Consider the following 26,069-nt stretch of genomic DNA (forward strand, 5'->3'; position numbering starts at 1 on the left):
CCCGACGCGCTACTCAGCGCGCAGCGCCGCCTCGTAGGCAAGACGCACCCATTTCGCCATAAGATCAGGATCATCGTAGGCGTCCTCGGGGATGGACCAGTAAGGCATCTTCACGGGATTTCCCTTCTTTCCCTCATAGGCCCATTGCGTCGCACCGGCAGCAGCAAACTCCGGCGCGCTCTTTTCGTCGGCCTTCAGCAGCATTTCGTCCCGAACTTCCACCGCGACGATGCGGCCGAGATGATAGATCCCCTTGCCGCCAAACATCCGCTTGATCGTCACAGGCCCCAGCCCCTGAAACATCTCTTCGATTGCCGCTGCGTCCATTGCCTACTCCTTCAAAACACCACCAGCCGCGACGACTGCTTCCGGCGTATCGACGTCCAGATGCGCATTGTTGCCGATCTCGACGTCGATCACCTGAATGCCTGCCGTTTCGATAATATGCCGGGCGCCGACGTCACCCTCGAGCCTCAGGACGGCGTCATAAAGCTGCCGTGGCAGAATGACCGGATTTCCGCGCTTGCCGCCCGAGACCGCACGCACCACGGCCTGCCCCTTGGCCTGCCGGAAGGCGCCAATCAGCGCATCGAGGTCCGCGGTCGACACGTCGGGCATATCGGCCAACATCACGAGGATGCCATCGGCACTTTGCGCTGCTTCGGAAATGACGCCCGCGATCAGCGACGACGCCATGCCGGCGGCGAAATCAGGATTGTGAACGAATGTCAGATCCAGTCCAGAGAGAGCCGCCTCTATCTCGGCATGGCGATATCCTGTCACCATGCTAACTGATGAGGCGACGCTCTCGATCGCGGCCAGCGCGCAGCGCCGCACCAGCGGGATCCCGTTGAACTCCGCTAGCAGCTTGTGCGGACCGCCTGCTCCCATCCGGCTTGCCTGCCCCGCGGCGAGGATGACGGCGGCGACATGAACGGCATCGCTCCGGTGATCGTCCGTATCGCGTAGGCGCGGACGCGATTCTATCTCCATCAGAAGCCCTCCCACGCCCATGCCGCTGATATCAAAGGCGCTCGGCTGTTCCCCGGCGAGAATGCGGTCCAGCACCCAGTCAAAGCCATTTTCCCTTGGGCTGCGCGCGCAACCGGGTGCGCCGATGACCGGAATATCCCCAAGCCGACCGAGGACAAGCAGGTTGCCAGGATCGACCGGCATACCAACTTGAATAACCTCTCCGCCCGCACGTCGAATGGCCTCCGGGATCACATCATCCCCGTCGATGACGGCGGAAGCACCGAAGACGACAATCATCCGCGGCCCGCTCGTCGGTGCCTCGGCAGCCTTGCGGACAGCCGAGGCAACGGCCGTCACACCATGCGCGACGCGCTCCTCCCGCACGATGCTGCTACCGGAAGGCAGCAGCCGTCGGGACAGGATGCGGGCAGTCTTGTCCATCACCGACGGTTTCAGGGACGGCAACTCGGTCGCCACCAGCCACACCGAATGAGCCGCATACGGTTTGACCTCGAACACGGTGGCCGCTCGCAGAAACGCACATGCGGTCTCGACCTTTTCGCCGGGCACGGCCAGCGGAATGATCTTGAATGTCGCAACCATGTCGCCTTTTCGCACAGGTACATGATCGGCGAGACAAGCAAGGGTAATGCCCGGATCGACCCTGTTCACACGGTCGATGGCGGATTTGTCGGCGACGAATAGGCCGTCTACGGTCGCATAGGCGTTGACGCGACCGGTCGCCGCCTCGGAGAAACGCAGATGATCAGGTGAAATGGCGCCACCAAGCCGGCGCGCGGCCTCGTCCTCGCCAATATCGCCGACATCGAGCCGGGCAGCGATCACCGAAGCGACGTTGGCCGCGCGAAGCCTCTCGACATCGGCGCGCTGGAGCCGGTGTCCCTTGGGAAGACTGCCGTCCGCAAGCTTGACCGCATGCGCAAGCACCACATCTTCAGCCTCTTTGACAGGGAATTCGCCGAACTTCATGGCACGTCACCCTTCGGTGACGTCACGTCCCGCGACCGCAGCGACTGAACAATCTCGGCAAGAATGGCGACCGCGATTTCTGCCGGGCTCGCAGCACCGATGGCAAGCCCGATCGGGGCGTGGATCCGTGCGAGATCGGCGTCGCCCATTCCGCCATTGCGCAGCCGTTCCAGGCGCGCGGCGTGGGTCTTGCGGCTACCGAGCGCGCCGACGTAGAAGCAGCCGGCGCGCAGCGCCTCGACAATCGGCAGGTCATCAATCTTCGGATCATGCGTGACTGCAACGAGTGCCGTATACGCGTCGAGCGGCCGTTGCTGCAGCACATCGACAGGCCAGTCGGCGGTCAGGTCGACACCGGCAAAGCGCTCGGGCGTCGCAAATGCCGTCCTCGGATCGATGATCCTCACGTCGAAGCCCACAAGGCTCGCCATCTGCGCCAGGACCTGGCTGATATGAACCGCACCAATGATGACGATGTGGGCAGGCGGCAAGTGAACGTTGACGAAGTAACTTCGCCCCTCGAGCTCGACCAGACCCGACTTTCCGGAGCGAAAGGCAGCCTCGACCGCAGGGCGCAGCGCTGCCGCAACGTCGTCTCCTTCGAGCGCAATCGTATCGCCGCCGGTGGCCAGATCGGTAATCAGCGCAACCGCCCGTCGCGCGTGGCGAGCGTCATTCAGCCGCGCGAGGTTGCCAGCGTCCATCAATCCAGCCTTTCAACGTAAACCCGGATCCGGCCCCCGCAGGAAAGACCGACGCGCCACGCGGTTTCATCGGCGACACCAAAATCGAGTATCTTCGCCCGACCGTCCGCAATCACGTCAAGCGCGTCGGCAATGACCGCGCCTTCGACGCAGCCTCCGGACACGGATCCCTCGAAATTTCCGTCTCGGTCGATGACCAGATGGCTGCCGACCGGCCGGGGTGCCGAGCCCCAGGTTTCGATGACAGTCGCGATTGCAACGTCTCGCCCGTCGGCCTTCCATGCCTGCGCCGTCGCCAGCGGGTCGAGCCCCAGTGAAGCTTCCATCATGCACCGCCTTTCAGTCTCTCGAGATATCGTCGCGGATCATACATGCCTGGTCTCGCCCGTCCCAGTGCAGCGGCAAGGTCGGACAGCGATGAGAGATTATGGACCGGCCGAAACTCGTCAACATGAGGCAGCATCGCACGCACGCCGCGCGCACGTGGCTCGAAGCCATCGAAGCGCAGCAGCGGGTTGAGCCAGATCAGCCGCCGGCAGGATCGGTGCAGCCGGTCCATCTCCGTCCCAAGCAGTTCGGTTCCCTCGCGCTCCAGACCGTCCGTGATCAGCAGCACGACGGCTCCCTGCCCTAAAACGCGCCGCGCCCAGAGCCGATTGAACTCCTTCAGCGTCTCCCCGATGCGTGTCCCGCCGGACCAGTCCTTCACGGCGGCGGCGCATTCATCCATCGCCTCGTCGGGATCCTTGTGGCGCATCTGGCGGCTGACATTGGTAAGCCGGGTGCCGAAAAGGAATGTATGAACCCGCCGCCTCTTTTCCGTGAGCACATGAAGGAAGTGCAGGAATATCCGCGTATATTGGCTCATCGAGCCGGAAATATCCGCAAGCACCACGAGCGGAGGCTGGATCTCTTTGATCTGCCGGTAGCGCGGCAGGATCAGCGCACCACCATTGCGAAGCGCGCCGCGCATCGTGGCCCGGGGATCGACGTGAGCGTGGATGTGCGATGGCTTGAAGCGACGCGTTCTCACTCTGTCGACAGGCAGTTGAAGTCCTGCGAGCGCCTTTTTCGCCAAGGCAATCTCGGACGCCGACATCTGGGCAAAATCCATGCGTCGAAAGACTTCGCTGCCGGACATCGTGAACCGCGCATCGATCTCGATATCAGGCTCCTCGCGCGGAGGTTTTTTGTCTTCCCGCTCCCCGAGCAGCGCATCGGTGGCACGGCTCTCACCCGGCTTCGCCTTGTCCTTCGATCGTGTATCCGGCGCGCGGGGCGACATCATCGCGATCATCTTTTCGACGAGGTTGCGCGAGCGCCAGAACAGGCGAAACGCCTCGTCGAAGACCGGCTTGTCCTCATGCCGCTTCACGAAGACCGCAAAGAGTGCGGCATGGAACTCCTCGCGTGACCCCATTCCGATGACCTCCACGGCTTCGATGGCGTCCGCAATCGCGCCCGGACCGACCTTCAGCCCCGCCTTTCGCAACGTCCGGCCGAAATAGACGATGTTGTCGGCAAATCGTCCATCACCCGCGGCTTGCGGCGGGACGACAATGCCATCCGTTCCGTTTGCCGCCTGCATATCGCTACCCCGCCACGTGCAGCTCGTTCCTGATGTCTTCGAGCACTTTCGCGCCCTCGCCACCCTGGATCCTCGATATATCGTCCTGGTATTTCAGCAGCGTCCCGATCGTGTCGGAGATCGTTTCCGGATCGAGCGCCAACCGATCGAGCTCGGTCAATGCCGTCGCCCAGTCAATGGTTTCAGCAACACCGGGATTCTTGAACAGGTCGAGCGTTCGAAGCTTCTGCACATAGGCAACGATCTGACGAGACAGCGTCGCGTTGCAATCAGGCACCTTCCGGCTGATGATCTCCAGTTCCTGCGTCGCATCGGGATAGTCGACCCAGTGGTAAAGACAGCGCCGCTTCAGCGCATCATGCACCTCGCGCGTCCTGTTGGTGGTGATGATGACGATCGGCGGCTCGCTGGCCTTGATCGTCCCCAACTCAGGGATCGTCACCTGGAAGTCCGAGAGAACCTCCAGCAGAAACGCCTCGAACGCCTCGTCCGTCCTGTCCAGCTCGTCGATCAGAAAGACCGGCGCCTTTCCCGGCTCGGATGAAAGCGCCTGCAACACCGGGCGCCGGATCAGATAGCGTTCGGAAAAGATGTCGGATTCGATCCTGTCCCGATCCGTCAGCCCCGACGCTTCAGCAAGTCGGATCTCGAGCATCTGTGCGGGGTAGTTCCATTCATAGACCGCGGAGGAGACGTCGAGGCCTTCGTAGCATTGCAACCGGATCAGCGGCCGGTCGAGTGCCTTGGCGAGAACCTTTGCTATCTCTGTCTTGCCGACGCCCGCCTCGCCTTCGAGAAAGAGCGGCCGCTTCATCTTCAGGGCAAGAAAAATGACCGTCGCGAGCGATCGTCCCGCGAGATAGTCGTGATCGCCGAGCATCGAGATTGTCTCGTCGATCGATGACGGCAGCGGCCGATGGGGTTGCGACATATCTCCTCCCTTTTTCAGGAAGTTATAGCGTGTGATAGTCGCGGTTCATATAGAGAAGCGCCGGTTTCGCATGATCGAAACGAACGGCCATGACCTCGCCGAAGATGATATGATGCGTGGTCATTTCCTTGATTTCCGTCACCCGGCAATCGAACGACGCCAGCGCATCCTGCAGCACCGGAGCGCCAGTCACCAGCGTATCGAATATTCCCGTGGCGAAACGCTCGTCGTTGTCGAGTTGCGTGCGGCCGGAAAAGGCATCGGCCAAAGCCTTGTGATGCGCGCCCAGCGTGTTCAGCGCAAAAATACCGCTGCGGAAGAAGATCTCGTTCTTCGGATTGCTGTTGTTGAGGCAGACCAGAACGGTCGCGGGGCTATCCGACACGGAACAGGCCGCAGTGATGGTGACGCCACGGCGCATGTCGCCAACGGCGGTCGTCACTAGCTGCACATGACCGCCAAAGCGGCTCATCGCATCCCTGTAGAGGCGTGGATCGATTGGTTGCCTGTTCAACAAAAGCGTTCTCCATCCGGTGATACCGGCACGTATTCCCCTCTACTATGGGGGCGATCGGTTACCTTTTCTACAAACACCAAGCGAAAAGGCGCCAAATTGTGCGTTTTTCTTTGACGATCCGTCGAGGACGGATAAAAGAGCAGAACAAACGGCAGGGGCGTGCGTCTTTTATGAATATCTTGCGTGGCTTAGGAATTCTTCCAGTGCTGCTTCTTGCAGCTGGAGAATGCCATGCAACGGGCGTTACCATTGGCGTGGTTGCGCCACAGGAAGGCAATTTTGCTTTGCTGGGCGCACAGATCTTCGCCGGTGCCAGCGCAAAGGCGCAGCAGGACGGCAATACTATCGTCAAGATCGGTGAGAGCTGCGAAGAAAACAGCGGTGCTGCCGTTGCCGATGCGCTCATAGCCGCAAAGGTACAGGTAGCCATTGGCTTCCTCTGCAGCGAGACCCTAGAAGGGGCACTTCCCAAGCTGAAAGATGCCAACATTCCGGCAATAGCAGTGTCCGTCAGGTCCCGCATCCTGATGGAAGACGCGCTGAAGAATAGCTGGCCGCTCTTCCGCATGGCGCCGCCCGACGGTGCTGAAGCCGCCAAGATCATCGAGATAATCCTGAGAGACTGGTCATCCGCACCGATTGCCTTGATCGAAGATGGCACCATACATGGCCGCGAATTGACCGAGGCAGTCCGCAACGCGCTCGAGGAAAAAGGCCTCAAGCCGGTTTTCACGGATACCTATCGCCCGGGCCAAGACCAGCAGATCGCCCTTGTTCGCCGTCTGAAAAAGGCCGGCGCAACGAAGGTCTTCGTCGGGGGAGACCGGAGCGATGTATCGATCATCGCGCGGGACGCCAAAGCCGAGAAGATCCAGCTTGATCTGCTGGGTGGTGACGCGATGCGGGCAGCGGACCAACCGCTTGCCCTTGCTGACGGCGTTTTTGCCGTAGCGCTTCCTGAATACGCGACGCGGCCCGGTGCCGAAGCCGCCGTCGCTGCCTTGCGCACCAACGGTGTCGAACCCGAGGGCTATGTGCTTCCCGCCTATGCCGCGGTCGAAATCGCGACCAAGGCCGTGCAGGACGCTGCGGCCGATGAGCGGCCCGTCGCCCAGCACCTTGGCGGCGTTTCTTTCGACACGGTCATCGGTCCGATCACCTTCAATGCCGGACATGAACTGGCCGACAATCCCTATCAATTGCTTCAATGGCGTTCCGGTGCATTCGTGCAGCCAAACGGGCAGAAGCAATAGCGGCGAGACCGCGCCAAAACTACAGATGGAGAGAGACAATGACCCAGCCAATCCGCATAGCGCCATCCGTCCTCGCGGCTGACTTCGCCAAGCTTGGCCAGGAAGTTCGCGACGTCACGGCTGCCGGTGCCGACTGGATTCATCTCGATGTCATGGACGGTCACTTCGTTCCGAACATTTCCTTCGGTCCTGATGTCATCAAGTCGCTGCGCTCCTATACCGACGCGGTCTTCGATTGCCACCTGATGATCGCTCCCGTCGATCCCTACCTCGAAGCCTTTGCCAAGGCGGGCTGCGACCGGATCACCGTTCACGCGGAAGCCGGCCCGCATCTGCACCGCTCGCTGCAGACCGTTCGCAGCCTCGGCAAGAAGGTTGGGGTTACCATCAATCCGGCAACGCCGCTCTCGGCTATCGAAAATGTACTCGACGACATCGACCTGATCCTGATCATGTCCGTCAATCCGGGCTTTGGCGGCCAGAAGTTCATTCCTGCGATGGCCGACAAGATTGCGGCGGCAAAGTCACTGATCGGCGACAGGCCGATCGATCTTGAAGTCGATGGCGGCGTAACCGTCGAAACGGCGCCTGTGATCGGCAAGGCCGGCGCCAATGTGCTCGTCGCCGGATCGGCGATCTTCAAGGGTGGCTCTGTCGATGCCTACAAGTCCGCGATTAGCGCACTGCGCGCTGCCGCGGAAGGTCATTCCAAGTGACAATGGCACGCCGTTGATCGCAGAGCGGCTCAAGGCAGCACGGCCGCCCTACCCTGACCTGTTCGCAGGCGCAGTTCTATGGGCTGGCCAGATGCTTGTCTCGACCTTGGTAGCTCTTTACCTGCGCAACGGACTGACAACCAGTCACGCAAGCGACCTCGCCGTCATGTATTTCCTCGGGGGCTTGCTGGCCTGGCCATTCGTGATCCCTTTGGGTCGTTTCTTTGCTCATCGGCGACCGCTCGAGACGCGCTTCGCTGCATTCTTCGTCGTGCTTGCTACCGGCACGATCCTGATGACGGCATTTCTGTTCGCCATGGACTACCGGATGTTCTATTCGCGCTGGCATGCGCCGGCAGGCACGGTCACATGGGCGTTTCAGTTTGTTTTCACAGGTGCGGCGGCGGTCTATCAGTTCGCGGTCCTCGGCTTGCGGCTATTCCTGCCGCTCGGACTCCTATGCCTGCTTGTCACTAGTTTCGCGCTTGCGAAACGCATGCGTTGAGATTGCCGCCCGTCTTTGCTACAGGGGCGCCAGCATTCCTTTAGAACGAAAGCAGGAAGCCATGATCCCGCGCTACTCCCGGCCAGAAATGGTCGCCATCTGGTCGCCCGAAACCAAGTTTCGTATCTGGTTCGAGATTGAAGCACACGCCTGCGATGCGCTTGCCGAAATCGGCGTCATACCCAAATCCGCCGCCAAGACGATCTGGGAAAAAGGCGGCCAGGCAAACTTCGACGTCAACCGCATCGACGAAATCGAAGCCGTCACCAAGCACGACGTCATCGCCTTCCTGACGCACCTGGCAGAGTTCGTCGGCGCCGACAGCCGCTTCATCCACCAGGGCATGACCTCCTCGGACGTGCTCGACACAACGCTCAACATTCAGTTGGTGCGTGCAGCCGACCTCCTGCTTGCCGATATGGATCGCGTTCTCGCCGCGCTGAAGAAGCGCGCATTCGAACACAAGGACACGGTCCGCATCGGTCGCAGCCACGGCATCCATGCCGAGCCGACGACCATGGGCCTGACCTTCGCCCGTTTCTACGCCGAGATGGAGCGCAACCGCGCCCGTCTCGTCAACGCTCGCGCGGAAGTCGCCACCGGCGCCATTTCGGGTGCGGTCGGGACCTTCGCCAATATCGACCCGTCGGTCGAGGAGCATGTCTGCGCCCAGCTCGGCCTCGTTCCGGAACCCGTGTCGACGCAGGTCATCCCGCGCGACCGGCACGCGATGTTCTTCGCGACCCTCGGCGTCATCGCCTCGTCGATCGAAAATGTCGCGATCGAGATCCGCCACATGCAGCGCACCGAGGTTCTGGAAGCCGAAGAGTTCTTCTCTCCGGGCCAGAAGGGCTCCTCGGCCATGCCGCACAAGCGCAACCCTGTCTTGACCGAGAACCTGACCGGCCTCGCCCGTCTCGTTCGCATGTCGGTCACGCCGGCGCTCGAGAACGTCGCTCTGTGGCATGAGCGCGATATCAGCCACTCCAGTGTCGAGCGCGCCATCGGCCCCGACACGACGATTACCCTCGACTTCGCGCTGAACCGCCTCGCGGGCGTCATCGAAAAGCTGGTGATCTATCCCGAGAACATGCTTGCCAACATGAACAAGTTCCGCGGCCTCGTGATGAGCCAACGCGTGCTTCTGGCCCTCACCCAGGCCGGCACCTCGCGCGAGGACGCCTACCGGCTGGTGCAGCGCAACGCCATGAAGGTGTGGGAACAGGGCAAGGACTTCCTGGAAGAGCTACTCGGTGACGCGGAAGTGCGCGCAGCCCTCTCCGAAGAGGAAATTCGCGAGAAGTTCGATCTCGGCTATCACACCAAGCACGTCGATACGATCTTCAAGCGCGTGTTCGGCAACGCCTGATCATCTTCATCGGCTTTGAGGCGGCGCCCTTCGTGGCGCCGCTTTCCGTTTCTGCTTTCGTTCTTTTGCATCAGCAATTGCCTTGCGGGCCGTCGCGGCTGCCCTCGTTGTCTTTGCCGGGCTCGGCGCCCTGTTCTGCATTTCTTGACGCTGGCTTTCAGCTGCCTTCGCCACGATCCGGTCGAGGTGTTTCAGGTCCTCCTCGTCCAGGTTCTCGATCCCGATGAAGCGATTTTCTGCATGGCTGGTCAGGATAAGCTCATCCAGCTTGGCCTGGATGGCGCGCGTATCGCGCGTCTGCGCATTCTGCAGGACAAAGACCATCAGAAACGTGATGATCGTGGTGCCGGTGTTGATCACCAGCTGCCAGGTCTCGGAATAATCGAAGAATGGGCCGGTGCCGGCCCACACGAGCACCAGAACGACAGCGAGAACGAACGTGACCGGATTGCCCGCCCACGCGGACGTTTTAGTCGCAAATCGCGCAAAGATATGCTGCGTGGCAGCCATGAATGCCTCCCTCAAAGCTCTGCATGAGAAACTCGAAGGGAGGCGCTATGTTCCGGGCTCAGCGTGTCTGGTCAGACGACAGGCGGTGCGACCAGCTTCCGGTAGAGATGCCACGTTGCATGGCCAAGGATCGGAATGACCAGTGCCAGCCCGACGAAGACCGGGATTGTGCCGATCAGCAGCGATACGGCGACAATAAGACCCCAGCAGAAGACTGGGATAGGATTGGCGACCGTCGCGCGCAGCGAAGTTTCCATCGCGGCCACGAGACCGATGTCTCGATCGAGCAGGATGGGGAACGTCACAACCGTGGTCGACAGGACGATGATCGCAAAGCCCAGACCGATGAGGTTACCCCAGATGATCAGCTGCACGCCCTGCGGCGTGCCGAGCACCTGCGATGTGAAGGCCGAGACTGACCGCGGAAACACATCCCCGAAGACGTTCGCATAGAGCGTCTGCGCGGCCACCAGCCAGACCACGAAGAAAGCAAAGAGCATCAGGCCGCCGGTCACGATCGACGGAAACGCGGGAGACTTGGTAACCTCCAACGCATGCGTCCACGACGTATCCATGCCCGTCTCCCGGCGGCGACTGATTTCGTAGAGGCCGATCGCCGCAAGCGGACCGATCAGCGCGAAGCCCGATACGAGGGGGAAGATCATCGGCAGCAGATTGGCGCTCGATGTCGCCAAGGCCAGGAATATGCCAGCGATGGGATACATGAGACACAGAAAGACATAATGCGACGGCTTTTCCCGAAAATCATCTAACCCGCGCCGAAACGCGTCAAAGACATCTGCAACAGTGATCTTGTTGACGACCGGGCGCGCATACACATCGCTCGCGCCGGACATGACATGAAATGCCGTCATGGCTTTCTCCTCCTCAGCCAAGCTGGCCGGCGGCGAAGGGCATCGGCGGAAGCCGACATCAGGACGCGACCGGCAACACCGGCAACATAACAAAATTCGCCGCCCTTGTCCCGCTTTCCCTTGACAATGCGGTCAAGCTTTCTCACATCGGCGGCACTATGAAAACTTCCGAAGCCGATATCCTCATCATACCGGGCTACACGAATTCCGGTCCCGACCACTGGCAAAGTCGCTGGGAGGCAAAGCTCAGCACCGCCCGCCGTGTCGAGCAGGCGGAATGGTCAAAGCCGGTCCGCGACGATTGGGCTGCCCGCATCGCAGAGGAAGTAAACGCCTCGACGCGCCCCGTGGTGCTGGTCGCCCATTCTCTCGGCGTGCCCTCCGTCATCCATGCAATCCCGCAATTTCAGAAGAAGATCGCGGGCGCATTTTTTGTTGCGCCGCCGGACGTCGCCAACCCCGGCATTCGCCCGAAACACCTGATGACCTTCGGTCCTTACCCACGCGATCCGCTTCCGTTTCCTGCGTTGACCGTCGCAAGCCGGAACGATCCATTCGGCACCTATGAACACGCCGACGACATTGCCGCCAGCTGGGGATCACTGCTGATCGATGCGGGCGAATCCGGCCACATCAACACTGAATCGGGCCATGGCCCCTGGCCCGAAGGCACGATGGTTTTCGCTCAGTTCATAAGCCGGCTGAAGCCGTAATCCGCCTGTACGCGGATCCACAAAACCATATTCTTTCACCGCCGCAAGCAAGGCGGCGGGCATACTTCGCTCGACTTAGAAATGACCGAATAGCTAATCAGTTTTGCCAATAGCGCCCAGGATTGGCGCTGTTGTGGCCCTCTGTACTGCTGTGATATTTTTCACTCTGCGGCATTTCACCGACTTTGCAAAGTAATGGCCGAAATTTCGATTACGAAAGAGAACATTTACATGCCCAAAAAGCTTGCCCTTTTCGTATCTGCACCGGTGATCGAAACCGAAAACGACGGCCTTATCCTGGACAAAAAATTCGTTAGCGGCATGGCTTTGCATGTGCAGCACTGGGAAGGACCGATCACCTGCTTCATCCGCCGCGGGGCGACCGAGATTCCATTCGGTGACAAGTTCGACCGTAGCAAGTTGGATTTTCAGATCAAGATACTCGATACCCAAGAGCGGGCATCGGCAGAGCATTTTGCGGACTACGATCTAGCCTTGCTGTCGGGCGACTCCTACCTCGACCTTATGTCCCCTCAGGTCATTCGCGAAGCCAAAAGCACGGTCGCCTATAGTATAGAATATATCTACGAGACGAGATTGCAGATTATCTCGCTGGACAAAACGCGAAGTCTTGCCAAAAAAATCTATGCGATGGCCTGGACGACGGCGCAAGAACTCAAGCGACGCCGTGCCTTCAGTGCCGCCCGTGGTCTGCAGGCGAATGGTTATCCGGCCTACGCGGCGTATAGCAAGGTGGGGTCGAGCAGGATGCTTTATCTCGACAATCGGATGAGACCGTCCATGTTTGCCACGCCAGGCGAAATGGATGCACGGCGCGAGCATCTGCTGAGCGGCCGCACGCTACGCCTTATCCACTCAGGTCGCCTCGAGCCCTTGAAGGGCGCCCAAGACCTCATTCCGATCGCAAAGTTGCTCGCCGAACGCGGCATCGACTTCACCCTTACGATCTATGGCACCGGAAGTCTGTACGGCGACATCGCCGCCGATATCAAAGCATACGGTCTCGAACGACACGTGTTCCTGAACAGCCCGATCGACTTCGAAACCGAGCTTGTGCCGCTCACCCGCACAACCGCCGACGTATTTCTCAGTTGCCACCGACAATCCGATCCGTCCTGCACGTATCTCGAGACGCTCGGCTGCGGCGTGCCGATCATGGGATACGATAACAGGATGTGGTCGCCGCTGCTGACAGAATCGAACGCCGGATGGAGCGTTCCTCTCGGTAATGCGACTGCGATGGCAGACAAGCTGACGGCGATCAACACCGACCGGATGTCAATTTCGACCCTTGCTGAAAACGCACTGAGTTTTGCAAGGACCTGGGATTTCGACACGCAGTTCCGCATGCGAATGGAGCATTTGGCTAACCTCACGCAGCACTAACTGGGTTTGCGGCGAGCACCATGGAGTGTCCACACGCGCGCGGCCAGTCGATCGGTAGCAACGAGTAAAATGGGCCTTTCTCAATGCCTTGTTTTGAGCATCTCTTATCGGAGGGGAGCCATGAAAAAATCGATCGCCGTCGCAATCTTCCTTGCTCCAAGCATCGCCCTTGGCGAAGACTTTGCGGCAATGACAAAGCGGATCGACGACGCCAGGCTTGACTATCAGTCCTGTCTTACGAAGAGCGCGACATACTACGGCCAAAAGCTCTGTAGGGACGTTTCCGAATTGGTCCCAGGTGCTTTCGGCAAATGCACGGATCAGCGTACGATACTTGAGAACCTCGTCCGCGATCGCGGAGATGCCCCGTCCGAGAGGACACGCTATCTCGGGTCCCTCCGGGAGAGGTACACAGACACGATGACGGCGATCATTCTCGATCAGCAGATCGCTGCGAACTGTCAGCCGAAATAGAATTGGCGAGCAATGAGCGCATGATCGCGCAGCTGGCGAAGGCCGCCCGTCACTCGCCAAGAAATCGCAAAGCAAGAAATCGCAAAGAATGAACGGAAACAAAGCGGTAACACGACTAGATACCGTGCAGCAACGTCGACACCCCAACAGGTTGATAAGTTTATCATATTGGGATTCTCGTTATTAAGAGCAATTTAATCCAACAGAAGCAGACTAGGCACACGCGAGGGAGCGGGTGCAAAAATTGAAGCAGACAAATCCGGTACAACGCCTCCGGCCACGGGACGAAGTCGAAGATATCCTACTGCCTGAGGCTCTGCGTCAGGGCGCTGTCGATCTGTCCGAGCGCGAAAGCCGCTGGAACTATGCGCTTGTCGGCTCTGCCCTTGGGGTATGGGACCACAACCACCGTCTCGGAACGCGCTTCTATTCCGATACATGGAAAACCATGCGCGGCATGGCACCTGAAGAGGATGCCGATGGCGACTACGAGGCATGGATCTCGTTGATCCACCCGGACGATCGCGCCTTCGTCATCAAGGCCGTTGATGGACAGAACGCGGGCGATCCCGCCTATCAGATTTTCGAATACAGGGAACGGCATCGGGACGGGCGCTGGATATGGATCGAGTGCCGCGGCGCCGTCGTCGAATGGGACGCTGACGGAACCCCTACCCGCGTGGTTGGCACCGATACCGACATTACGGCGCGCAAGGAGGCGGAAGAACGCCTCGCCCATATGTCGCGCCGTCTCGACCTGGCTCTGGATATTTCCGACATTGGCGTGTTCGAAGCCGATATCGCCGGAGGCACTGTCGAGTGGGATGATCGCCTGCTGGCGATCTACGGCATCAGCATCACTGAACGCACCACGGTGAATGAAACATGGATGAGCCTGATCCACCCCGATGACAGCCAGCGTGTCAGCGACACGATTGCGGCGGCTGTCGAAACCAGCTCCGACTTCCACCACGAGTTTCGCATTGTCCGGCACGACGGCGCGGAGCGGGTCATCCGCGCAAAAGGCGCGTTCTTCACCGATGGCGATGGCTGCCAGCGGCTGATCGGCGCCAACTGGGACGTTACCGAAGAGGTTCGCCTGAACGCGGAACTGCAGAGGGCAAAAGACCTCGCGGAAGCGCGCAACCAGGAACTGGAAGCCGCCAAGGAGAGCATCGAACATCTCGCTTTGCATGACTATCTGACCGGCCTGCCGAACCGCCGTTACCTCGATCGCATGCTCGAAGAGCGCGCGCAGGTTTGCCGTACCGGCGAACTGACGCTTGCCGTCCTCCACATCGATCTCGACCGCTTCAAGCAGATCAACGATACGCTTGGTCACCGCGCCGGCGACGCCATGTTGAAACACGCCGCGACCGTTCTCCGCCAGAGCGTTCGTGCCTCCGATTTCGTGGCGCGCATCGGCGGCGATGAGTTCGTCGTCCTCTGCACGATCAACGTCACGCCCAAGAAGATCTCCAACCTTGCCGAGCGCATCATTGCCGAACTCTGCCGGCCCATCCGCTACGAGAACCATGACTGCCGCTTCGGCGCCAGCATAGGCATAGCAACGGGCAGCGGTCCGTCGCTGGATGCCAAGCAGCTGCTCCTGAATGCCGATATTGCTCTTTACCGGGCAAAGAGCGCCGGCAGAAACCGGCATGAGTTTTTCTCGACCGATGCCCGCCGCCGCATCATCGCCAGCAAGCGCCTTGCCGACGACATCCTGATCGGACTGGAGCGCGGCGAGTTCGTGCCTGTTTATCAGCCTCAGTTTCATGCACGAACACTCGACATCGCCGGTGTCGAAACGCTTGCACGCTGGCAGCACCGCGAACATGGGTTGCTGACGCCAGACCGCTTCCTTTCGACCGCCGAAGACATCAATGTCGTCGCGGCGATCGATGCCCTCATTCTCGAGCAGGCGCTCGCTGATCGGAAGCAGTGGGAAAAGGATGGCATCACCATCCCGAAAATCGCCGTCAACGTTTCCTCGCGCCGGCTGGACGATCCCAATCTCGGCAAGAAGCTGCGTGCATTGAAAATTCAGCCGGGCACCGTCTCCTTCGAACTGCTGGAGTCGATCTCCCTCGACGATTGCGACGATGCCGTCATCGCAAACCTCCGGCAATTGCGCCGGCTGGGCATCGATATCGAAATCGATGATTTCGGAACGGGCCACGCATCGATCGTCAGTCTCCTAAAGCTGAGCCCCAAGACGCTCAAGATCGATCGCGAGCTGATCCGGATGCTGCCGCAATCGTCCGACCAGCGCAAACTGGTGCGGTCGATCATCGAGATCGGCCGATCGCTGAACATCCTTGTGACCGCCGAGGGCGTCGAGACGATGGATCACGTGCGCATCCTCGGCGATCTCGGCTGCGACATGCTGCAGGGGTACGCGCTGGCTCGTCCGATGCCAGGCGAACAGATCCCCTCCTTCATCCGTGCGGCTTCATGGCGCCATGCCGACGACGGCACGCAAAGAGTTCACCGCAAGCGACGAGCGCCGATCGATCCACAGCTTTCCAACAAAAGCCTGTGAATAGATCTCTCTAAGTACCTTTCGTCGCGCAATCTTCGAAAACACTGTAGAATGCTTATGTAGGAGAACCTCCGATTCTCTCGGCGGCATCCCGGATAGCCTCGAATCCGGGGAAGGAGTGACAGGCGCATTGTGAAACCCTCGCTTTTCCTTTATGGGGACGCCACGAGATCGATCCACTCGCGCTATCCCAAGAGCGCCAACGATAGAGAATAATCGAAATGAACCGTCGCCGCCGTATTTACGAGGGCAAGGCAAAGATTCTGTATGAGGGACCTGAACCGGGTACGCTGATCCAGTTCTTCAAAGACGATGCCACTGCCTTCAACAAGAAGAAGCATGAAGTCATTGACGGCAAGGGCGTCCTGAACAACCGCATTTGCGAGTTCATCTTCAACCATCTGAACAAGATCGGTATCCCGACGCACTTCATCCGACGCCTCAACATGCGCGAGCAGTTGATCCGGGAAGTCGAGATGATCCCGCTCGAAATCGTCGTGCGCAACGTCGCCGCCGGTTCGCTTGCCAAGCGCCTAGGCATCGAGGAAGGCGTAGTCCTGCCGCGCTCGATCATCGAATTCTATTACAAGTCCGATGCGCTCGACGACCCGATGGTCTCCGAGGAGCACATCACGGCATTCGGCTGGGCAAATCCCGCCGAGCTCGACGACATCATGGCGCTTGCCATCCGCGTCAACGATTTCATGACCGGCCTTTTCCTCGGCGTCGGAATCCAGCTCGTGGATTTCAAGATCGAATGCGGCCGCCTCTACGAAGGCGACATGATGCGCATCATTCTCGCCGACGAGATTTCGCCGGACTCCTGCCGTTTGTGGGACATCGACACCCATGAAAAGATGGACAAGGATCGTTTTCGCCGCGACCTGGGCGGCCTTCTCGAGGCCTACTCGGAAGTCGCGCGGCGCCTCGGCATCATCAACGAGAACGAGCCTGTGCGCGGCACCGGCCCGGTCCTCGTGAAATAAGACATTCGGTCAAGCAAGACAGGGAAGACAAAGTGATCAAGGCTCGTGTAACCGTCACGCTGAAGAACGGCGTTCTCGATCCACAGGGCAAGGCCATCGAAGGCGCGCTTGGCGCGTTGGGCTTCGACGGCGTGGGCCATGTCCGCCAGGGCAAGGTCTTCGACGTAGAGCTTGAAGGCAGCGACAAGGCGAAGGCCGAAGGCGACCTGAAAGCGATGTGCGACAAGCTCCTCGCAAATACCGTCATCGAAAACTATACGATTTCGCTCGACTGAGTGATTTCGCGATACGTGATCGCTGATCCGAACTAGGAGTTGCCGCTGTAGTCCCGAACAAGGGAAAGCGGCATTCCTCCCCGAAAGGGGCGACGTGAACCGACGAGTGTGGATCTGCTGCCACGACCATATGCAGATGATGCAGAGCGACGTGCAGGATTGAGGTCGCGCTGCCGGACAGGCGCTTGATGGCCGTGGCTCGTCAATTGTCGTCCGCGTTTAGACAACCGGCAGAAGCTAAAGCAAGGTTTGGACTAGTCCCATGAAATCAGCCGTCGTTCAACTTCCGGGCCTCAATCGCGATCGCGACATGATCGCCGCCCTCACCAAGATCTCCGGTCAGGCGCCGGTGACCATCTGGCAGACGGAGACGGATATCCCGGACGTTGACCTGATCGTCATCCCAGGCGGCTTCTCTTACGGCGACTATCTGCGTTGCGGCGCTATCGCAGCGCGCATGCCGGTCATGCAGGCGATCATCGAGAAGGCGAACAAGGGCGTGAAGGTGCTGGGTGTCTGCAACGGCTTCCAGATCCTCGTCGAAGCCGGTCTGCTTCCCGGCGCGCTGATGCGCAACGCTTCGCTGAAATTCGTCTGCCGCGAAGTCAAGCTTGAAGTCGTCAATGCCGAAACCGACTTTACGCGTGCCTATGCCAAGGGTCAGATCATCCGCAGCCCGATTGCCCATCACGACGGCAACTACTTCGCCGACGCCGACACGATCGCCAAGATCGAAGGCAATGGCCAGGTGGTCTTCCGTTATGCCGAAGGAACCAACCCGAACGGCTCGCTCAATGACATCGCCGGTGTCATGAACGAACAGGGCAACGTTCTCGGCATGATGCCGCATCCCGAAAACCTCATCGAGGCCGCTCATGGTGGTTCCGATGGCCGTGGATTGTTCGCTTCCGCGCTTGATGTAATCGCCGCTTAACCTTCAACGCTTAAGAGGCCATTCATCCGGTCCACTGGAGCAAGATCGATGCGCCCTCGCCTTACCGTCCCCTATGTCCTGACCATCGCCACGACGGCGGCGCTGGTCGCGTCCTGCCAGTCGAAGCCCACACCAACCGGGCCCGATCGCAGCGCGTTGTCGACAATGGAACGGGTAGCGCTCGGCGCGAACGCCTGCTGGTTCAAATCCGCGGATCCGGCCTTTGCCGCCTACAAGCTGGCGCCGGAACTCAACTCATTCTCGGGGCGCCCGCGTATCCTTGTCGTGCACAAGGGAAGCCCCGAGAGTCGTCCGCTGCTCGTCGTCCAGGCAGAGGGCAATCCCTCCAAGCTTGACGCATTCGGTCCCATGATGGATTCGCCGACGGGACCGCGCATCGTCCACGACGTCACGCGTTGGGCGTCGGGCGGGAAAGCCTGCAGCTAGTCAATCCCAGAAGAACGACCTGCTCGCTTCGTCGCACGCTTGCTTGCGTGTAATACCGATATCCAGCAGTTCCGCGTCCGTGAGGGTTCTCAACACCCTGCGGCTCTTGCGCTTCTCGTGCCAGCGCCAGATTTTCTTCCAGATCCAGCCAAGATGGGTGACCACCCCGGTCAGTGGCCGCGTGGCCACGGTCCTTGAGGGCAAATCAACGGATTCGGTGCATTCAGGCACGGCAGACATGCTATTCTCCAGTCGGTCATTGCATACATTCGCTCATAACCTTGACAGACAAAGGGTGACAATCTAGGAAATTGTCATCATGACAAATTGGCTCCCTGATCTTTCACGCGGTTCCGGCCCAGTTTACCTGCGGCTCGCGGACAGCATCGAAACCGCAATCGCCAGCGGCGCCCTGCCCGCCGGCAGCAAATTGCCGCCACAGCGAAATCTTGCATACGACATAGGGGTTACAATCGGCACAATCGGCCGCGCCTACGCCCTTGTTCATGAGCGCGGTCTCGTCGCGGGAGAGGTCGGACGCGGCACCTATGTGCTCGACCGGGCCGAAACGGCTGCAAGCAATCAGCCGGATCCGTTGACCCTATCTCTCGGCGGCACAAGAACCGTCGACGCTCCGCTCGGCAAGATTCGTTTCGACACGACGGCGGCCCCCGATCTCGGCCAAGGAAAGATCATTGGCCAAATCCTCGGAGAGATCGGCCAAGAGCACCTCTCCGAAATATCGTCCTATTCGCGGGTCTTCCCCAAGAACTGGTATGATGCCGGGCGCAGCTGGCTTGCGCGCAACGGCTGGATGCCTGAGGCGGAAAATATCGTTCCAACGCTTGGAGCCCATGCCGCCGCGATTGCCGTCATATCGGCGGTGTCATCTCCCGGTGACAAGATCGTCTTTGAAAACCTGACCTATACGCAGGTGAGCCGCAGTGCCCGCATTCTGGGCCGCCGGACGATCACCGTCGAGTCCGACGAAAACGGCGTCGATCCTGACGACTTCGAGCGCCTGTGCCTGCAGCAGCATCCGAAGCTGGCGTTTCTGATGCCGACAGCGCACAATCCGACGCTCGCCACGATGCCATTCGAACGCCGGCAGCGGGTGGCCGAAATCGCCCGGCGCCACGGCGTCTGGCTGATCGAGGACGACCTCTACGGCGGGATGACCGGCGATGAAAATCCCCTCCTCGCATCCCTGGCTCCGGATAGGACCTTCCTCATCAGCGGTCTCTCGAAGTCCGTCGCTGCTGGCATCCGCGGTGGCTGGGTCGCCTGCCCGCCGCACTTTGCGCAACGCATAAAGGTCACGCACAAGATGATCACCGGTGGACTGCCTTTCATCCTCGCCGAGGCCTGCGCCCGGCTGGTTGAAAGTGGACAAGCCCATGAGATCCGCCGGACCTGTATCGCTGAGCTTAGTGCGCGCGAGCAACTCGTCCGCGAAGAGCTTCACGGATTCGATTTCACCTCTCATCCGCATGTGCCATTCATATGGCTGAAGCTGCCCGACCCTTGGCTTTCGGGTACGTTCAAGAATGCCGCCTACCGTGAAGGTGTCCTCATCGACGACGAAGACGAGTTCAAGGCGGCACGCGCCGAAAAAGCCTATCACCGTGTCCGCGTCAGCTTCTCGTCTCCGAAGAAGCGCGATGAAATGGTTGCAGGATTGATGACATTGCGACGCCTGCTTGAAAGTGGCGGCGCCGGATACGACGGCGAGGTCTGAAATTGTTGCAGATCGGCAGCAACCGGTAAAATATCGGATTATTAGCGATAAGCGGCTTTACCGACTCTCCTTGAATGGTACCAATCACAAGCACGAGGTGATTTGCGCTATGATGAGGATGTCGCATGGCAGGGAATGGTCGCGGATTTCTGCTGGTTTCAGCAAGGGTCATTGTCGCCGCGATAGCTGCGAATGCCGCGCTGCTTTCGGTTTCAGCACGCGCTGACGAAAAAATCTTCGACGAACTGCGCTTCGGCGCGTCGACATCGATCCAGGGGGGCGATGAGCGCGAGGACGGTATCTTTCCTGAGATAACGGTGTTTTTCGATCCGTTCGGCCATAGCACCGCAACGGACTGGAAGCAGCAGCTTGCCCGCCCTCGCGTGAACCTCGGCACCTCGATCGGCACCCAGGGCGAAGCAACCCAGGTTTTCGCGGGCTTTGCCTGGACGGTCAATTTCGATGAGAAGATCTTCGCCGAAGCCGGTTTTGGTGGTGTCTGGCACAACGGCGAGCTCGATAGCAATGACGATGGCCCTGCACTCGGCTGTCGCCTGCTGTTCCACGAATATCTGGGCGCCGGTTACAACATCACGGAGCATTGGAATGTTGTTGCCCAGGTCGCCCATTCCTCGCATGCAAATCTATGCGACGGACCGAATAACGGGATGACCCGCGCCGGTCTCCAGGTCGGCTACAAGTTCTAGCCCGCCATTTTATCGCTCGTTGATGCCCGCTGTCTGTTAACAGCGGGCATTTTCCTGTCGCGCGTTTCATTCACTTAGGCTAAAGACACCGCAATCGCGCAACGGCAGGGACTTCCGAGAGCTCATGACCATTTCCAATACCCGCCCGATCACTCCCGAACTGATCGCCGCCCACGGCCTGAAGCCGGACGAATATCAGCGGATACTGGATCTGATCGGCCGCGAGCCGACCTTCACCGAGCTGGGCATCTTCTCGGCGATGTGGAATGAGCACTGCTCCTACAAATCCTCGAAGAAGTGGCTTCGAACCTTGCCGACCAAGGGCCCACGCGTCATCCAGGGCCCCGGTGAAAATGCCGGCGTCGTCGATATCGACGATGGCGACTGCGTCGTCTTCAAGATGGAAAGCCACAATCACCCATCCTACATCGAGCCCTATCAGGGTGCGGCGACCGGCGTCGGCGGCATTCTCCGCGACGTCTTCACCATGGGCGCCCGCCCGATCGCGGCGATGAACGCGCTACGCTTCGGTGAACCAGATCATCCGAAAACCCGCCACCTCGTCTCCGGCGTCGTTTCCGGCGTCGGCGGCTATGGCAACTCCTTCGGCGTGCCGACGGTTGGCGGTGAGGTCGAGTTCGACGCGCGCTACAACGGCAACATCCTCGTCAACGCATTTGCGGCAGGACTTGCCAAGTCGAACGCCATCTTCCTCTCGGAGGCCAAGGGCGTCGGCCTTCCCGTCGTCTATCTCGGTGCCAAGACCGGCCGCGACGGCGTCGGCGGTGCAACGATGGCATCGGCCGAATTCGACGAATCGATTGAAGAAAAGCGCCCGACCGTTCAGGTCGGTGACCCCTTCACCGAAAAGTGCCTGCTGGAAGCCTGCCTTGAGCTGATGCAGACCGGCGCAGTCATCGCCATTCAGGATATGGGGGCCGCCGGCCTTACCTGCTCTGCCGTCGAAATGGGCGCGAAGGGCGACCTCGGTATCCTGCTCGATCTCGATACGGTTCCTGTTCGCGAAGACCACATGACGGCATATGAAATGATGCTGTCCGAAAGCCAGGAGCGCATGCTCATGGTTCTCGAGCCGGAAAAAGAAGCCGTCGCCAAGGCGATCTTCGTCAAGTGGGGCCTCGATTTCGCGATCGTCGGCAAGACGACCGACGACCTGCGCTTCCGCGTCGTGCATCAGGGCCAGGAAGTTGCCAACCTGCCGATCAAGGATCTCGGCGACCAGGCTCCCGAATATGATCGCCCGTGGCGCGAATCCGACAAGCGTGCGGCCCTGCCCGCCAACCTCGTAGCCGAGCCTGCGGATTACGGTCAGGCGCTGCTTGATCTCGTCGGTTCGCCCAACCAGTCGAGCCGCCGCTGGGTTTACGAACAGTACGACACGCTGATCCAGGGCAACTCGTTGCAGTTGCCGGGCGGCGACGCCGGTGTGGTCCGCGTCGAAAACCACCCGACAAAGGCGCTGGCGTTCTCATCCGATGTCACCCCACGCTATGTCGAAGCCGATCCATTCGAAGGCGGCAAGCAGGCCGTTGCCGAATGCTGGCGCAACATCACGGCAACCGGTGCTGAGCCGCTGGCCGCGACTGACAACCTGAACTTCGGCAACCCCGAAAAGCCCGAAATCATGGGCCAGTTCGTCCTCGCCGTTAAGGGTATCGGCGAAGCCTGCCGTGCGCTCGACTTCCCGATCGTCTCAGGCAACGTGTCCCTCTACAACGAGACCAACGGCGTCGCCATCCTGCCGACACCCACGATTGCTGGCGTTGGCCTGCTGGGCGACTGGAAGAAGATGGCGCGCATCGGCAGCGCATCGGTCGGTGACAAGATCATCATGATCGGTTCGGACGGCAGCCATCTCGGCTCCTCGGTCTATCTGCGCGACATCGTCGGCAGCACCGATGGCCCGGCGCCGGAAGTCGATCTCTTCGCCGAGCGTCGTAACGGCGAATTCGTTCGCTCCGTTATTCGCAATGGTCAGGCGACCGCATGCCACGACATCTCGTCTGGCGGTCTCGCTATAGCGCTTGCGGAAATGGCCATGGCCTCGGGTAAGGGATTGAAGGTGAGCCTTGGCGAAAGCAAGGGCGCGCCGCATGCGCTGCTCTTCGGCGAAGATCAGGCCCGCTACGTGCTGACCGTACCTGCCGATGTCGCAGACTTCATCTGCGCCAACGCGGAAGGCGCTGGTGTGCCATTCCGTCGCCTCGGCACGGTCGAAGGCGAAAATCTGATCGTTGATGATCTGCTCTCGCTGCCAATTCAGCAATTGCGCGACGCCCATGAATCATGGTTCCCTGATTACATGGAAGGTCGCGGCACACTGGCCGCCGCGGAATAATGCGCAAGGAGTATCGATCATGCCTATGAAACCCGGCGATATCGAAGACATGATCAAGGCCGGCATCCCCGGCGCGAAGGTGACCATTCGTGATCTCGCCGGCGACGGCGATCACTATGCGGCAGAGGTCGTCGCTGAAGCATTTCGCGGCAAGAGCCGCGTGCAGCAGCACCAGATGGTCTACGAGGCACTCAAGGGGAATATGGGCGGCATACTGCATGCACTGGCGCTGCAGACGTCAGCGCCAGATTGAACCACCACCTATTCCAAACCCACGAAATGCAAATCGTTGACCCGGATCGGCCCTAGCCGATCCGGGTTTTCGATTATTGCGGGTTCGCTGGCGCGGGCGCAGCCGGGCTCGCAGGAGCGGGCGTAGCTGGCGCGGCGGGCGCTGCCGGGGCCGCTGCAGGTGGTTCCGCAGCCGGCGGAGCAGCAGGAGCCGCAGCCGGCGGAGCGGCGGGTGCCGTGTCAGCCGGCGCTGTCGCCGTCGGAGCAGGTGTGGCCGGCGCCGTGGCGGTATGTGTTCCCGATCTCGGCCAATAAATTGCGGCCAAGATCACGATTATCGCAACCACTGCGGCAGCAATCCACTTACCCCGTGATGATCCGCTAGATATGTCATTTGCCATATGGATTCCTCCCTAAACCCCTTAAACGCTTAAGGGAGGCAGAAAGTTCCATCACCCGGCTTTGCGGCCTGGCGCAACGACAGGTATCTCCTTGTAGCCCGTCGCGGCAAAGACGGATGCGGGCAACGGACCGGCCGTCATCAGCGTGAAATCGAACGGCGCCTTGATGTCGGGCCCAAGCACATACTGGCGGTGAACACGCAGGAAATCCTTGCGAATCTTCTCGTAATGCTCGCGCGACAGCATCTGCTTCACCCGAATGAAAACAATCTTGGCGGCATTGGCGCCGCGGTGCCCGCAAGCTGCCACGACCGGCACCTTGTAGAAGTGGATTGCATCGGTGAGACAATGAACGTCAAACCAGAATATATCGGGACAACGTGCGATCAGGCCGACGCGCTTGCGCAAGACACCGCCCGGCCGGAGCAACGCACATTGCAGGATCGCCGATCCTAGCGTCGCGAAGACCACGCGTTTGCGGGCGAATAACTCGGGCTCTCGTTCGAGGAGCATGCCGATGACATGCGCGGCAACGCTGCTCCCCATGCTGTGAGAGGAGATGACATATTCCTCCGCCGGTCTCATCAGCACCTCGCGCGCAGCGGCAGCGCACTCCTCCAACCAGAGATTGAACTCCGGTCGATCCAACCGCCCCAGCGCGACGGCCATCTCCCAGTCAGCAAAGAGGTGCAATGTGTAGAACCGCTCGGCGAAAGGAAGAAAAGCGAACGCAAAGAATGCCGCAGCCAGCGCACAACTCCAGAGCAAATGCACTGCAGGAAGCTCGAAACCCAGCGGAGTGAAAGCGATCGTCGCACTGAGCGACATACCGAGAACCATCAGCAGAAACGGAAAGATGAAAAACAGGCCGAACCGCCAGGCATGGCGAAAATACTGATACATGCCGCCATCGGCGATGATCCTCGCCGCACTTCTGAAGCCGGCGAAAAATTGCCATGGAACGCTTCTGGACCGAAGGTGTCGCACCAGCGCGTCGTGCGGGAACATATGAATGCGACTTTGCGTCACCCAATGCTCGCCGGAGGTTGTGACATCGAAAGCTACGTCTCGGTCAGCGATGGTGAGACCACCGGTTTCCACCTTGTAGTTCCACACGGCAGCGCTCTGTTTGGCGGATCTCTCGTAACGCGCCCGATGAGCAGCACCATCAAGCGGTTCGAATCCCGGGAAGTGCAAAACCTCCCTCTTTGAAATGACGTCCATTATCTTCTTTCTGGGCCGCTCGTCGCAGCCGGCATTTGCTGCGCTGCAATCGCGGCAAAATATGGCGGAATGCGGGGGATACCGCCTGCGCCTGAAAAATTAGTAGAGAGCAAGCGGTTAGCTGCCACGCAGCGCCGCGAAATCCGGTCCTTGGAACGCGCCGCATCCGCTCACCCGTAACGGATCGGCAACATTGGCGGACGCAGCGCACAAGCGCGTTCCTTTTTTTGTCCACGCTGCTGGAATTCCGCACGCCACATGCTATCTAAGCTTAACGATTGAAACGGTGGGCCTTTAACCCGCCTGTTGAAAGGATTAGGTCCCATGAGCGGTATCAACGAATTCATCGACAACGAAATCAAGACCAACGACGTCGTCCTTTTCATGAAGGGCACGCCGCAGTTTCCGCAGTGCGGTTTCTCCGGTCAGGTCGTCCAGATCCTCGATTACATCGGTGTCGACTACAAGGGCATCAACGTGCTCGCAGATTCCGAAATCCGCCAGGGAATCAAGGATTATTCGAATTGGCCGACAATTCCCCAGCTCTACGTGAAGGGTGAGTTCATCGGCGGCTGTGACATCGTCCGGGAAATGTTCCAGGCCGGTGAATTGCAGCAGCACCTGCAGGAAAACGGCGTCACCGTTCGCGGCGCCGCCTGACCTGACCGGTCACCGGGCAGCCGCCCGGTTTCCAA

28 protein-coding genes are annotated in these 26,069 nt (G+C 59.9%); 17 read left to right on the forward strand and 11 right to left on the reverse strand.

Features of this window, described 5'->3' with window-relative positions:
- Window positions 1-9 precede the first annotated feature (9 nt).
- From QTL94_RS24665 to QTL94_RS24695, 7 genes are read right to left on the reverse strand one after another with little or no spacing between them, the layout of a single operon-like run.
- A complete protein-coding gene (locus QTL94_RS24665; RefSeq protein WP_065693857.1) occupies window positions 10-327 on the reverse strand; it encodes a TfoX/Sxy family protein in 318 nt (105 codons plus the stop codon).
- Between the two features lie 3 nt (window positions 328-330).
- Window positions 331-1,965, reverse strand: coding sequence for an NTP transferase domain-containing protein (locus QTL94_RS24670; protein WP_289803337.1), 1,635 nt, complete (start codon window positions 1,963-1,965; stop codon window positions 331-333).
- Window positions 1,962-2,669, reverse strand: a complete 708-nt coding sequence (locus QTL94_RS24675; RefSeq protein WP_065693859.1) for an XdhC family protein — start codon at window positions 2,667-2,669, stop codon at window positions 1,962-1,964. The genes QTL94_RS24670 and QTL94_RS24675 overlap by 4 nt, the downstream gene beginning before the upstream one ends.
- Complete coding sequence (locus QTL94_RS24680) at window positions 2,669-2,998, reverse strand: XdhC family protein (protein ID WP_083199670.1); 330 nt, start codon at window positions 2,996-2,998, stop codon at window positions 2,669-2,671. Before QTL94_RS24680 ends, QTL94_RS24675 begins: the two co-directional genes overlap by 1 nt.
- Window positions 2,995-4,257 (reverse strand): vWA domain-containing protein, encoded by a 1,263-nt coding sequence (locus QTL94_RS24685; RefSeq protein ID WP_065693860.1) that lies wholly within the window; start codon window positions 4,255-4,257, stop codon window positions 2,995-2,997. The genes QTL94_RS24680 and QTL94_RS24685 overlap by 4 nt, the downstream gene beginning before the upstream one ends.
- A 4-nt stretch (window positions 4,258-4,261) precedes the next feature.
- Complete coding sequence (locus tag QTL94_RS24690; RefSeq protein ID WP_289803338.1) at window positions 4,262-5,188, reverse strand: AAA family ATPase; 927 nt, start codon at window positions 5,186-5,188, stop codon at window positions 4,262-4,264.
- A gap of 22 nt (window positions 5,189-5,210) precedes the next feature.
- Window positions 5,211-5,705, reverse strand: a complete 495-nt coding sequence (locus tag QTL94_RS24695) for a flavin reductase (protein ID WP_289803339.1) — start codon at window positions 5,703-5,705, stop codon at window positions 5,211-5,213.
- Between the two features lie 170 nt (window positions 5,706-5,875).
- Here QTL94_RS24695 and QTL94_RS24700 point away from each other — a divergent pair, with 170 nt between their 5' ends.
- The 4 genes from QTL94_RS24700 (at window position 5,876) to purB (ending at window position 9,548) form a co-directional block, all read left to right on the forward strand.
- Window positions 5,876-6,958: a branched-chain amino acid ABC transporter substrate-binding protein gene (locus QTL94_RS24700; protein ID WP_289803340.1), complete on the forward strand. Its 1,083-nt coding sequence runs from the start codon at window positions 5,876-5,878 to the stop codon at window positions 6,956-6,958.
- A gap of 38 nt (window positions 6,959-6,996) precedes the next feature.
- Window positions 6,997-7,674, forward strand: coding sequence for a ribulose-phosphate 3-epimerase (gene rpe / locus QTL94_RS24705; RefSeq protein ID WP_065693864.1), 678 nt, complete (start codon window positions 6,997-6,999; stop codon window positions 7,672-7,674).
- A 13-nt stretch (window positions 7,675-7,687) separates the two neighbouring features.
- Window positions 7,688-8,179, forward strand: coding sequence for a hypothetical protein (locus tag QTL94_RS24710; protein ID WP_289803341.1), 492 nt, complete (start codon window positions 7,688-7,690; stop codon window positions 8,177-8,179).
- A gap of 61 nt (window positions 8,180-8,240) precedes the next feature.
- Window positions 8,241-9,548 (forward strand): adenylosuccinate lyase, encoded by a 1,308-nt coding sequence (purB, locus tag QTL94_RS24715; protein WP_065693866.1) that lies wholly within the window; start codon window positions 8,241-8,243, stop codon window positions 9,546-9,548.
- A 6-nt stretch (window positions 9,549-9,554) separates the two neighbouring features.
- Here the strand turns inward: purB and QTL94_RS24720 are convergent, their stop codons facing one another.
- Together QTL94_RS24720 and QTL94_RS24725 are read right to left on the reverse strand one after the other, a co-directional pair.
- Entirely contained in the window at window positions 9,555-10,058 is a 504-nt protein-coding gene (locus tag QTL94_RS24720; RefSeq protein WP_289803342.1) for a low affinity iron permease family protein, read from the reverse strand.
- Window positions 10,059-10,129: 71 nt separating this feature from the next.
- A complete protein-coding gene (locus tag QTL94_RS24725; RefSeq protein WP_289803343.1) occupies window positions 10,130-10,933 on the reverse strand; it encodes a DUF2189 domain-containing protein in 804 nt (267 codons plus the stop codon).
- A gap of 158 nt (window positions 10,934-11,091) precedes the next feature.
- Between QTL94_RS24725 and QTL94_RS24730 the strand changes: the two genes are divergently transcribed.
- The 8 genes from QTL94_RS24730 to QTL94_RS24765 all read left to right on the forward strand — a co-directional run bounded on the left by QTL94_RS24730 (window position 11,092) and on the right by QTL94_RS24765 (window position 18,714).
- Window positions 11,092-11,646, forward strand: coding sequence for an RBBP9/YdeN family alpha/beta hydrolase (locus QTL94_RS24730; RefSeq protein ID WP_289803344.1), 555 nt, complete (start codon window positions 11,092-11,094; stop codon window positions 11,644-11,646).
- A gap of 231 nt (window positions 11,647-11,877) precedes the next feature.
- Entirely contained in the window at window positions 11,878-13,053 is a 1,176-nt protein-coding gene (locus QTL94_RS24735; RefSeq protein WP_289803345.1) for a glycosyltransferase, read from the forward strand.
- Between the two features lie 120 nt (window positions 13,054-13,173).
- Entirely contained in the window at window positions 13,174-13,527 is a 354-nt protein-coding gene (locus QTL94_RS24740) for a hypothetical protein (RefSeq protein ID WP_289803346.1), read from the forward strand.
- 298 nt (window positions 13,528-13,825) lie between these two features.
- Window positions 13,826-16,072, forward strand: coding sequence for a putative bifunctional diguanylate cyclase/phosphodiesterase (locus tag QTL94_RS24745; protein ID WP_289803361.1), 2,247 nt, complete (start codon window positions 13,826-13,828; stop codon window positions 16,070-16,072).
- Between the two features lie 221 nt (window positions 16,073-16,293).
- Window positions 16,294-17,058, forward strand: coding sequence for a phosphoribosylaminoimidazolesuccinocarboxamide synthase (gene purC, locus QTL94_RS24750; RefSeq protein ID WP_065693874.1), 765 nt, complete (start codon window positions 16,294-16,296; stop codon window positions 17,056-17,058).
- Between the two features lie 32 nt (window positions 17,059-17,090).
- A complete protein-coding gene (gene purS / locus QTL94_RS24755; protein ID WP_065693875.1) occupies window positions 17,091-17,333 on the forward strand; it encodes a phosphoribosylformylglycinamidine synthase subunit PurS in 243 nt (80 codons plus the stop codon).
- A gap of 262 nt (window positions 17,334-17,595) precedes the next feature.
- Complete coding sequence (purQ, locus tag QTL94_RS24760; protein ID WP_065693876.1) at window positions 17,596-18,267, forward strand: phosphoribosylformylglycinamidine synthase subunit PurQ; 672 nt, start codon at window positions 17,596-17,598, stop codon at window positions 18,265-18,267.
- A 48-nt stretch (window positions 18,268-18,315) separates the two neighbouring features.
- Window positions 18,316-18,714, forward strand: a complete 399-nt coding sequence (locus QTL94_RS24765; protein WP_289803347.1) for a hypothetical protein — start codon at window positions 18,316-18,318, stop codon at window positions 18,712-18,714.
- On the opposite strand, the gene QTL94_RS24770 is transcribed toward QTL94_RS24765, so the two are convergent.
- Window positions 18,715-18,954, reverse strand: a complete 240-nt coding sequence (locus QTL94_RS24770) for a DUF1127 domain-containing protein (protein ID WP_289803348.1) — start codon at window positions 18,952-18,954, stop codon at window positions 18,715-18,717.
- A 79-nt stretch (window positions 18,955-19,033) separates the two neighbouring features.
- On the opposite strand from QTL94_RS24770, the gene QTL94_RS24775 reads away from it, so the two are divergent.
- From QTL94_RS24775 to QTL94_RS24790, 4 genes are all read left to right on the forward strand, one after another.
- Window positions 19,034-20,452 (forward strand): aminotransferase-like domain-containing protein, encoded by a 1,419-nt coding sequence (locus QTL94_RS24775; RefSeq protein WP_289803349.1) that lies wholly within the window; start codon window positions 19,034-19,036, stop codon window positions 20,450-20,452.
- Between the two features lie 125 nt (window positions 20,453-20,577).
- The gene (locus tag QTL94_RS24780; protein WP_289803350.1) at window positions 20,578-21,159 is read left to right on the forward strand and encodes an acyloxyacyl hydrolase; all 582 of its coding nucleotides are present in this window, start codon (window positions 20,578-20,580) and stop codon (window positions 21,157-21,159) included.
- A gap of 124 nt (window positions 21,160-21,283) precedes the next feature.
- Window positions 21,284-23,518, forward strand: a complete 2,235-nt coding sequence (gene purL / locus QTL94_RS24785; protein ID WP_289803351.1) for a phosphoribosylformylglycinamidine synthase subunit PurL — start codon at window positions 21,284-21,286, stop codon at window positions 23,516-23,518.
- Between the two features lie 19 nt (window positions 23,519-23,537).
- Window positions 23,538-23,771 (forward strand): BolA/IbaG family iron-sulfur metabolism protein, encoded by a 234-nt coding sequence (locus QTL94_RS24790; RefSeq protein ID WP_007789538.1) that lies wholly within the window; start codon window positions 23,538-23,540, stop codon window positions 23,769-23,771.
- Window positions 23,772-24,201: 430 nt separating this feature from the next.
- Here QTL94_RS24790 and QTL94_RS24795 read toward each other — a convergent pair whose 3' ends face one another.
- Complete coding sequence (locus QTL94_RS24795) at window positions 24,202-25,374, reverse strand: hypothetical protein (protein ID WP_289803352.1); 1,173 nt, start codon at window positions 25,372-25,374, stop codon at window positions 24,202-24,204.
- Between the two features lie 324 nt (window positions 25,375-25,698).
- Here QTL94_RS24795 and grxD point away from each other — a divergent pair, with 324 nt between their 5' ends.
- Window positions 25,699-26,034 carry a Grx4 family monothiol glutaredoxin gene (gene grxD / locus QTL94_RS24800; RefSeq protein ID WP_065693883.1) on the forward strand — a complete coding sequence of 112 codons (336 nt, stop codon included), beginning with the start codon at window positions 25,699-25,701 and terminating at the stop codon, window positions 26,032-26,034.
- Window positions 26,035-26,069: the final 35 nt, after the last annotated feature.

It is taken from the genome of Rhizobium sp. S96 (assembly GCF_030382195.1).
Lineage (GTDB): Bacteria > Pseudomonadota > Alphaproteobacteria > Rhizobiales > Rhizobiaceae > Rhizobium.

Excerpts from the sequence above, each read along its gene's own strand:
- QTL94_RS24665 (WP_065693857.1), bottom strand. The coding sequence starts at position 327 with ATGGACGCAGCGGCAATCGAAGAGATGTTTCAGGGGCTGGGGCCTGTG.
- QTL94_RS24670 (WP_289803337.1), bottom strand. The coding sequence starts at position 1,965 with ATGAAGTTCGGCGAATTCCCTGTCAAAGAGGCTGAAGATGTGGTGCTT.
- QTL94_RS24675 (WP_065693859.1), bottom strand. The coding sequence starts at position 2,669 with ATGGACGCTGGCAACCTCGCGCGGCTGAATGACGCTCGCCACGCGCGA.
- QTL94_RS24680 (WP_083199670.1), bottom strand. The coding sequence starts at position 2,998 with ATGATGGAAGCTTCACTGGGGCTCGACCCGCTGGCGACGGCGCAGGCA.
- QTL94_RS24685 (WP_065693860.1), bottom strand. The coding sequence starts at position 4,257 with ATGCAGGCGGCAAACGGAACGGATGGCATTGTCGTCCCGCCGCAAGCC.
- QTL94_RS24690 (WP_289803338.1), bottom strand. The coding sequence starts at position 5,188 with ATGTCGCAACCCCATCGGCCGCTGCCGTCATCGATCGACGAGACAATC.
- QTL94_RS24700 (WP_289803340.1), top strand. The coding sequence starts at position 5,876 with ATGAATATCTTGCGTGGCTTAGGAATTCTTCCAGTGCTGCTTCTTGCA.
- rpe (WP_065693864.1), top strand. The coding sequence starts at position 6,997 with ATGACCCAGCCAATCCGCATAGCGCCATCCGTCCTCGCGGCTGACTTC.
- purB (WP_065693866.1), top strand. The coding sequence starts at position 8,241 with ATGATCCCGCGCTACTCCCGGCCAGAAATGGTCGCCATCTGGTCGCCC.
- QTL94_RS24720 (WP_289803342.1), bottom strand. The coding sequence starts at position 10,058 with ATGGCTGCCACGCAGCATATCTTTGCGCGATTTGCGACTAAAACGTCC.
- QTL94_RS24725 (WP_289803343.1), bottom strand. The coding sequence starts at position 10,933 with ATGACGGCATTTCATGTCATGTCCGGCGCGAGCGATGTGTATGCGCGC.
- QTL94_RS24730 (WP_289803344.1), top strand. The coding sequence starts at position 11,092 with ATGAAAACTTCCGAAGCCGATATCCTCATCATACCGGGCTACACGAAT.
- QTL94_RS24735 (WP_289803345.1), top strand. The coding sequence starts at position 11,878 with ATGCCCAAAAAGCTTGCCCTTTTCGTATCTGCACCGGTGATCGAAACC.
- QTL94_RS24740 (WP_289803346.1), top strand. The coding sequence starts at position 13,174 with ATGAAAAAATCGATCGCCGTCGCAATCTTCCTTGCTCCAAGCATCGCC.
- purC (WP_065693874.1), top strand. The coding sequence starts at position 16,294 with ATGAACCGTCGCCGCCGTATTTACGAGGGCAAGGCAAAGATTCTGTAT.
- purQ (WP_065693876.1), top strand. The coding sequence starts at position 17,596 with ATGAAATCAGCCGTCGTTCAACTTCCGGGCCTCAATCGCGATCGCGAC.
- QTL94_RS24765 (WP_289803347.1), top strand. The coding sequence starts at position 18,316 with ATGCGCCCTCGCCTTACCGTCCCCTATGTCCTGACCATCGCCACGACG.
- QTL94_RS24770 (WP_289803348.1), bottom strand. The coding sequence starts at position 18,954 with ATGTCTGCCGTGCCTGAATGCACCGAATCCGTTGATTTGCCCTCAAGG.
- QTL94_RS24775 (WP_289803349.1), top strand. The coding sequence starts at position 19,034 with ATGACAAATTGGCTCCCTGATCTTTCACGCGGTTCCGGCCCAGTTTAC.
- QTL94_RS24780 (WP_289803350.1), top strand. The coding sequence starts at position 20,578 with ATGGCAGGGAATGGTCGCGGATTTCTGCTGGTTTCAGCAAGGGTCATT.
- purL (WP_289803351.1), top strand. The coding sequence starts at position 21,284 with ATGACCATTTCCAATACCCGCCCGATCACTCCCGAACTGATCGCCGCC.
- QTL94_RS24790 (WP_007789538.1), top strand. The coding sequence starts at position 23,538 with ATGCCTATGAAACCCGGCGATATCGAAGACATGATCAAGGCCGGCATC.
- QTL94_RS24795 (WP_289803352.1), bottom strand. The coding sequence starts at position 25,374 with ATGGACGTCATTTCAAAGAGGGAGGTTTTGCACTTCCCGGGATTCGAA.
- grxD (WP_065693883.1), top strand. The coding sequence starts at position 25,699 with ATGAGCGGTATCAACGAATTCATCGACAACGAAATCAAGACCAACGAC.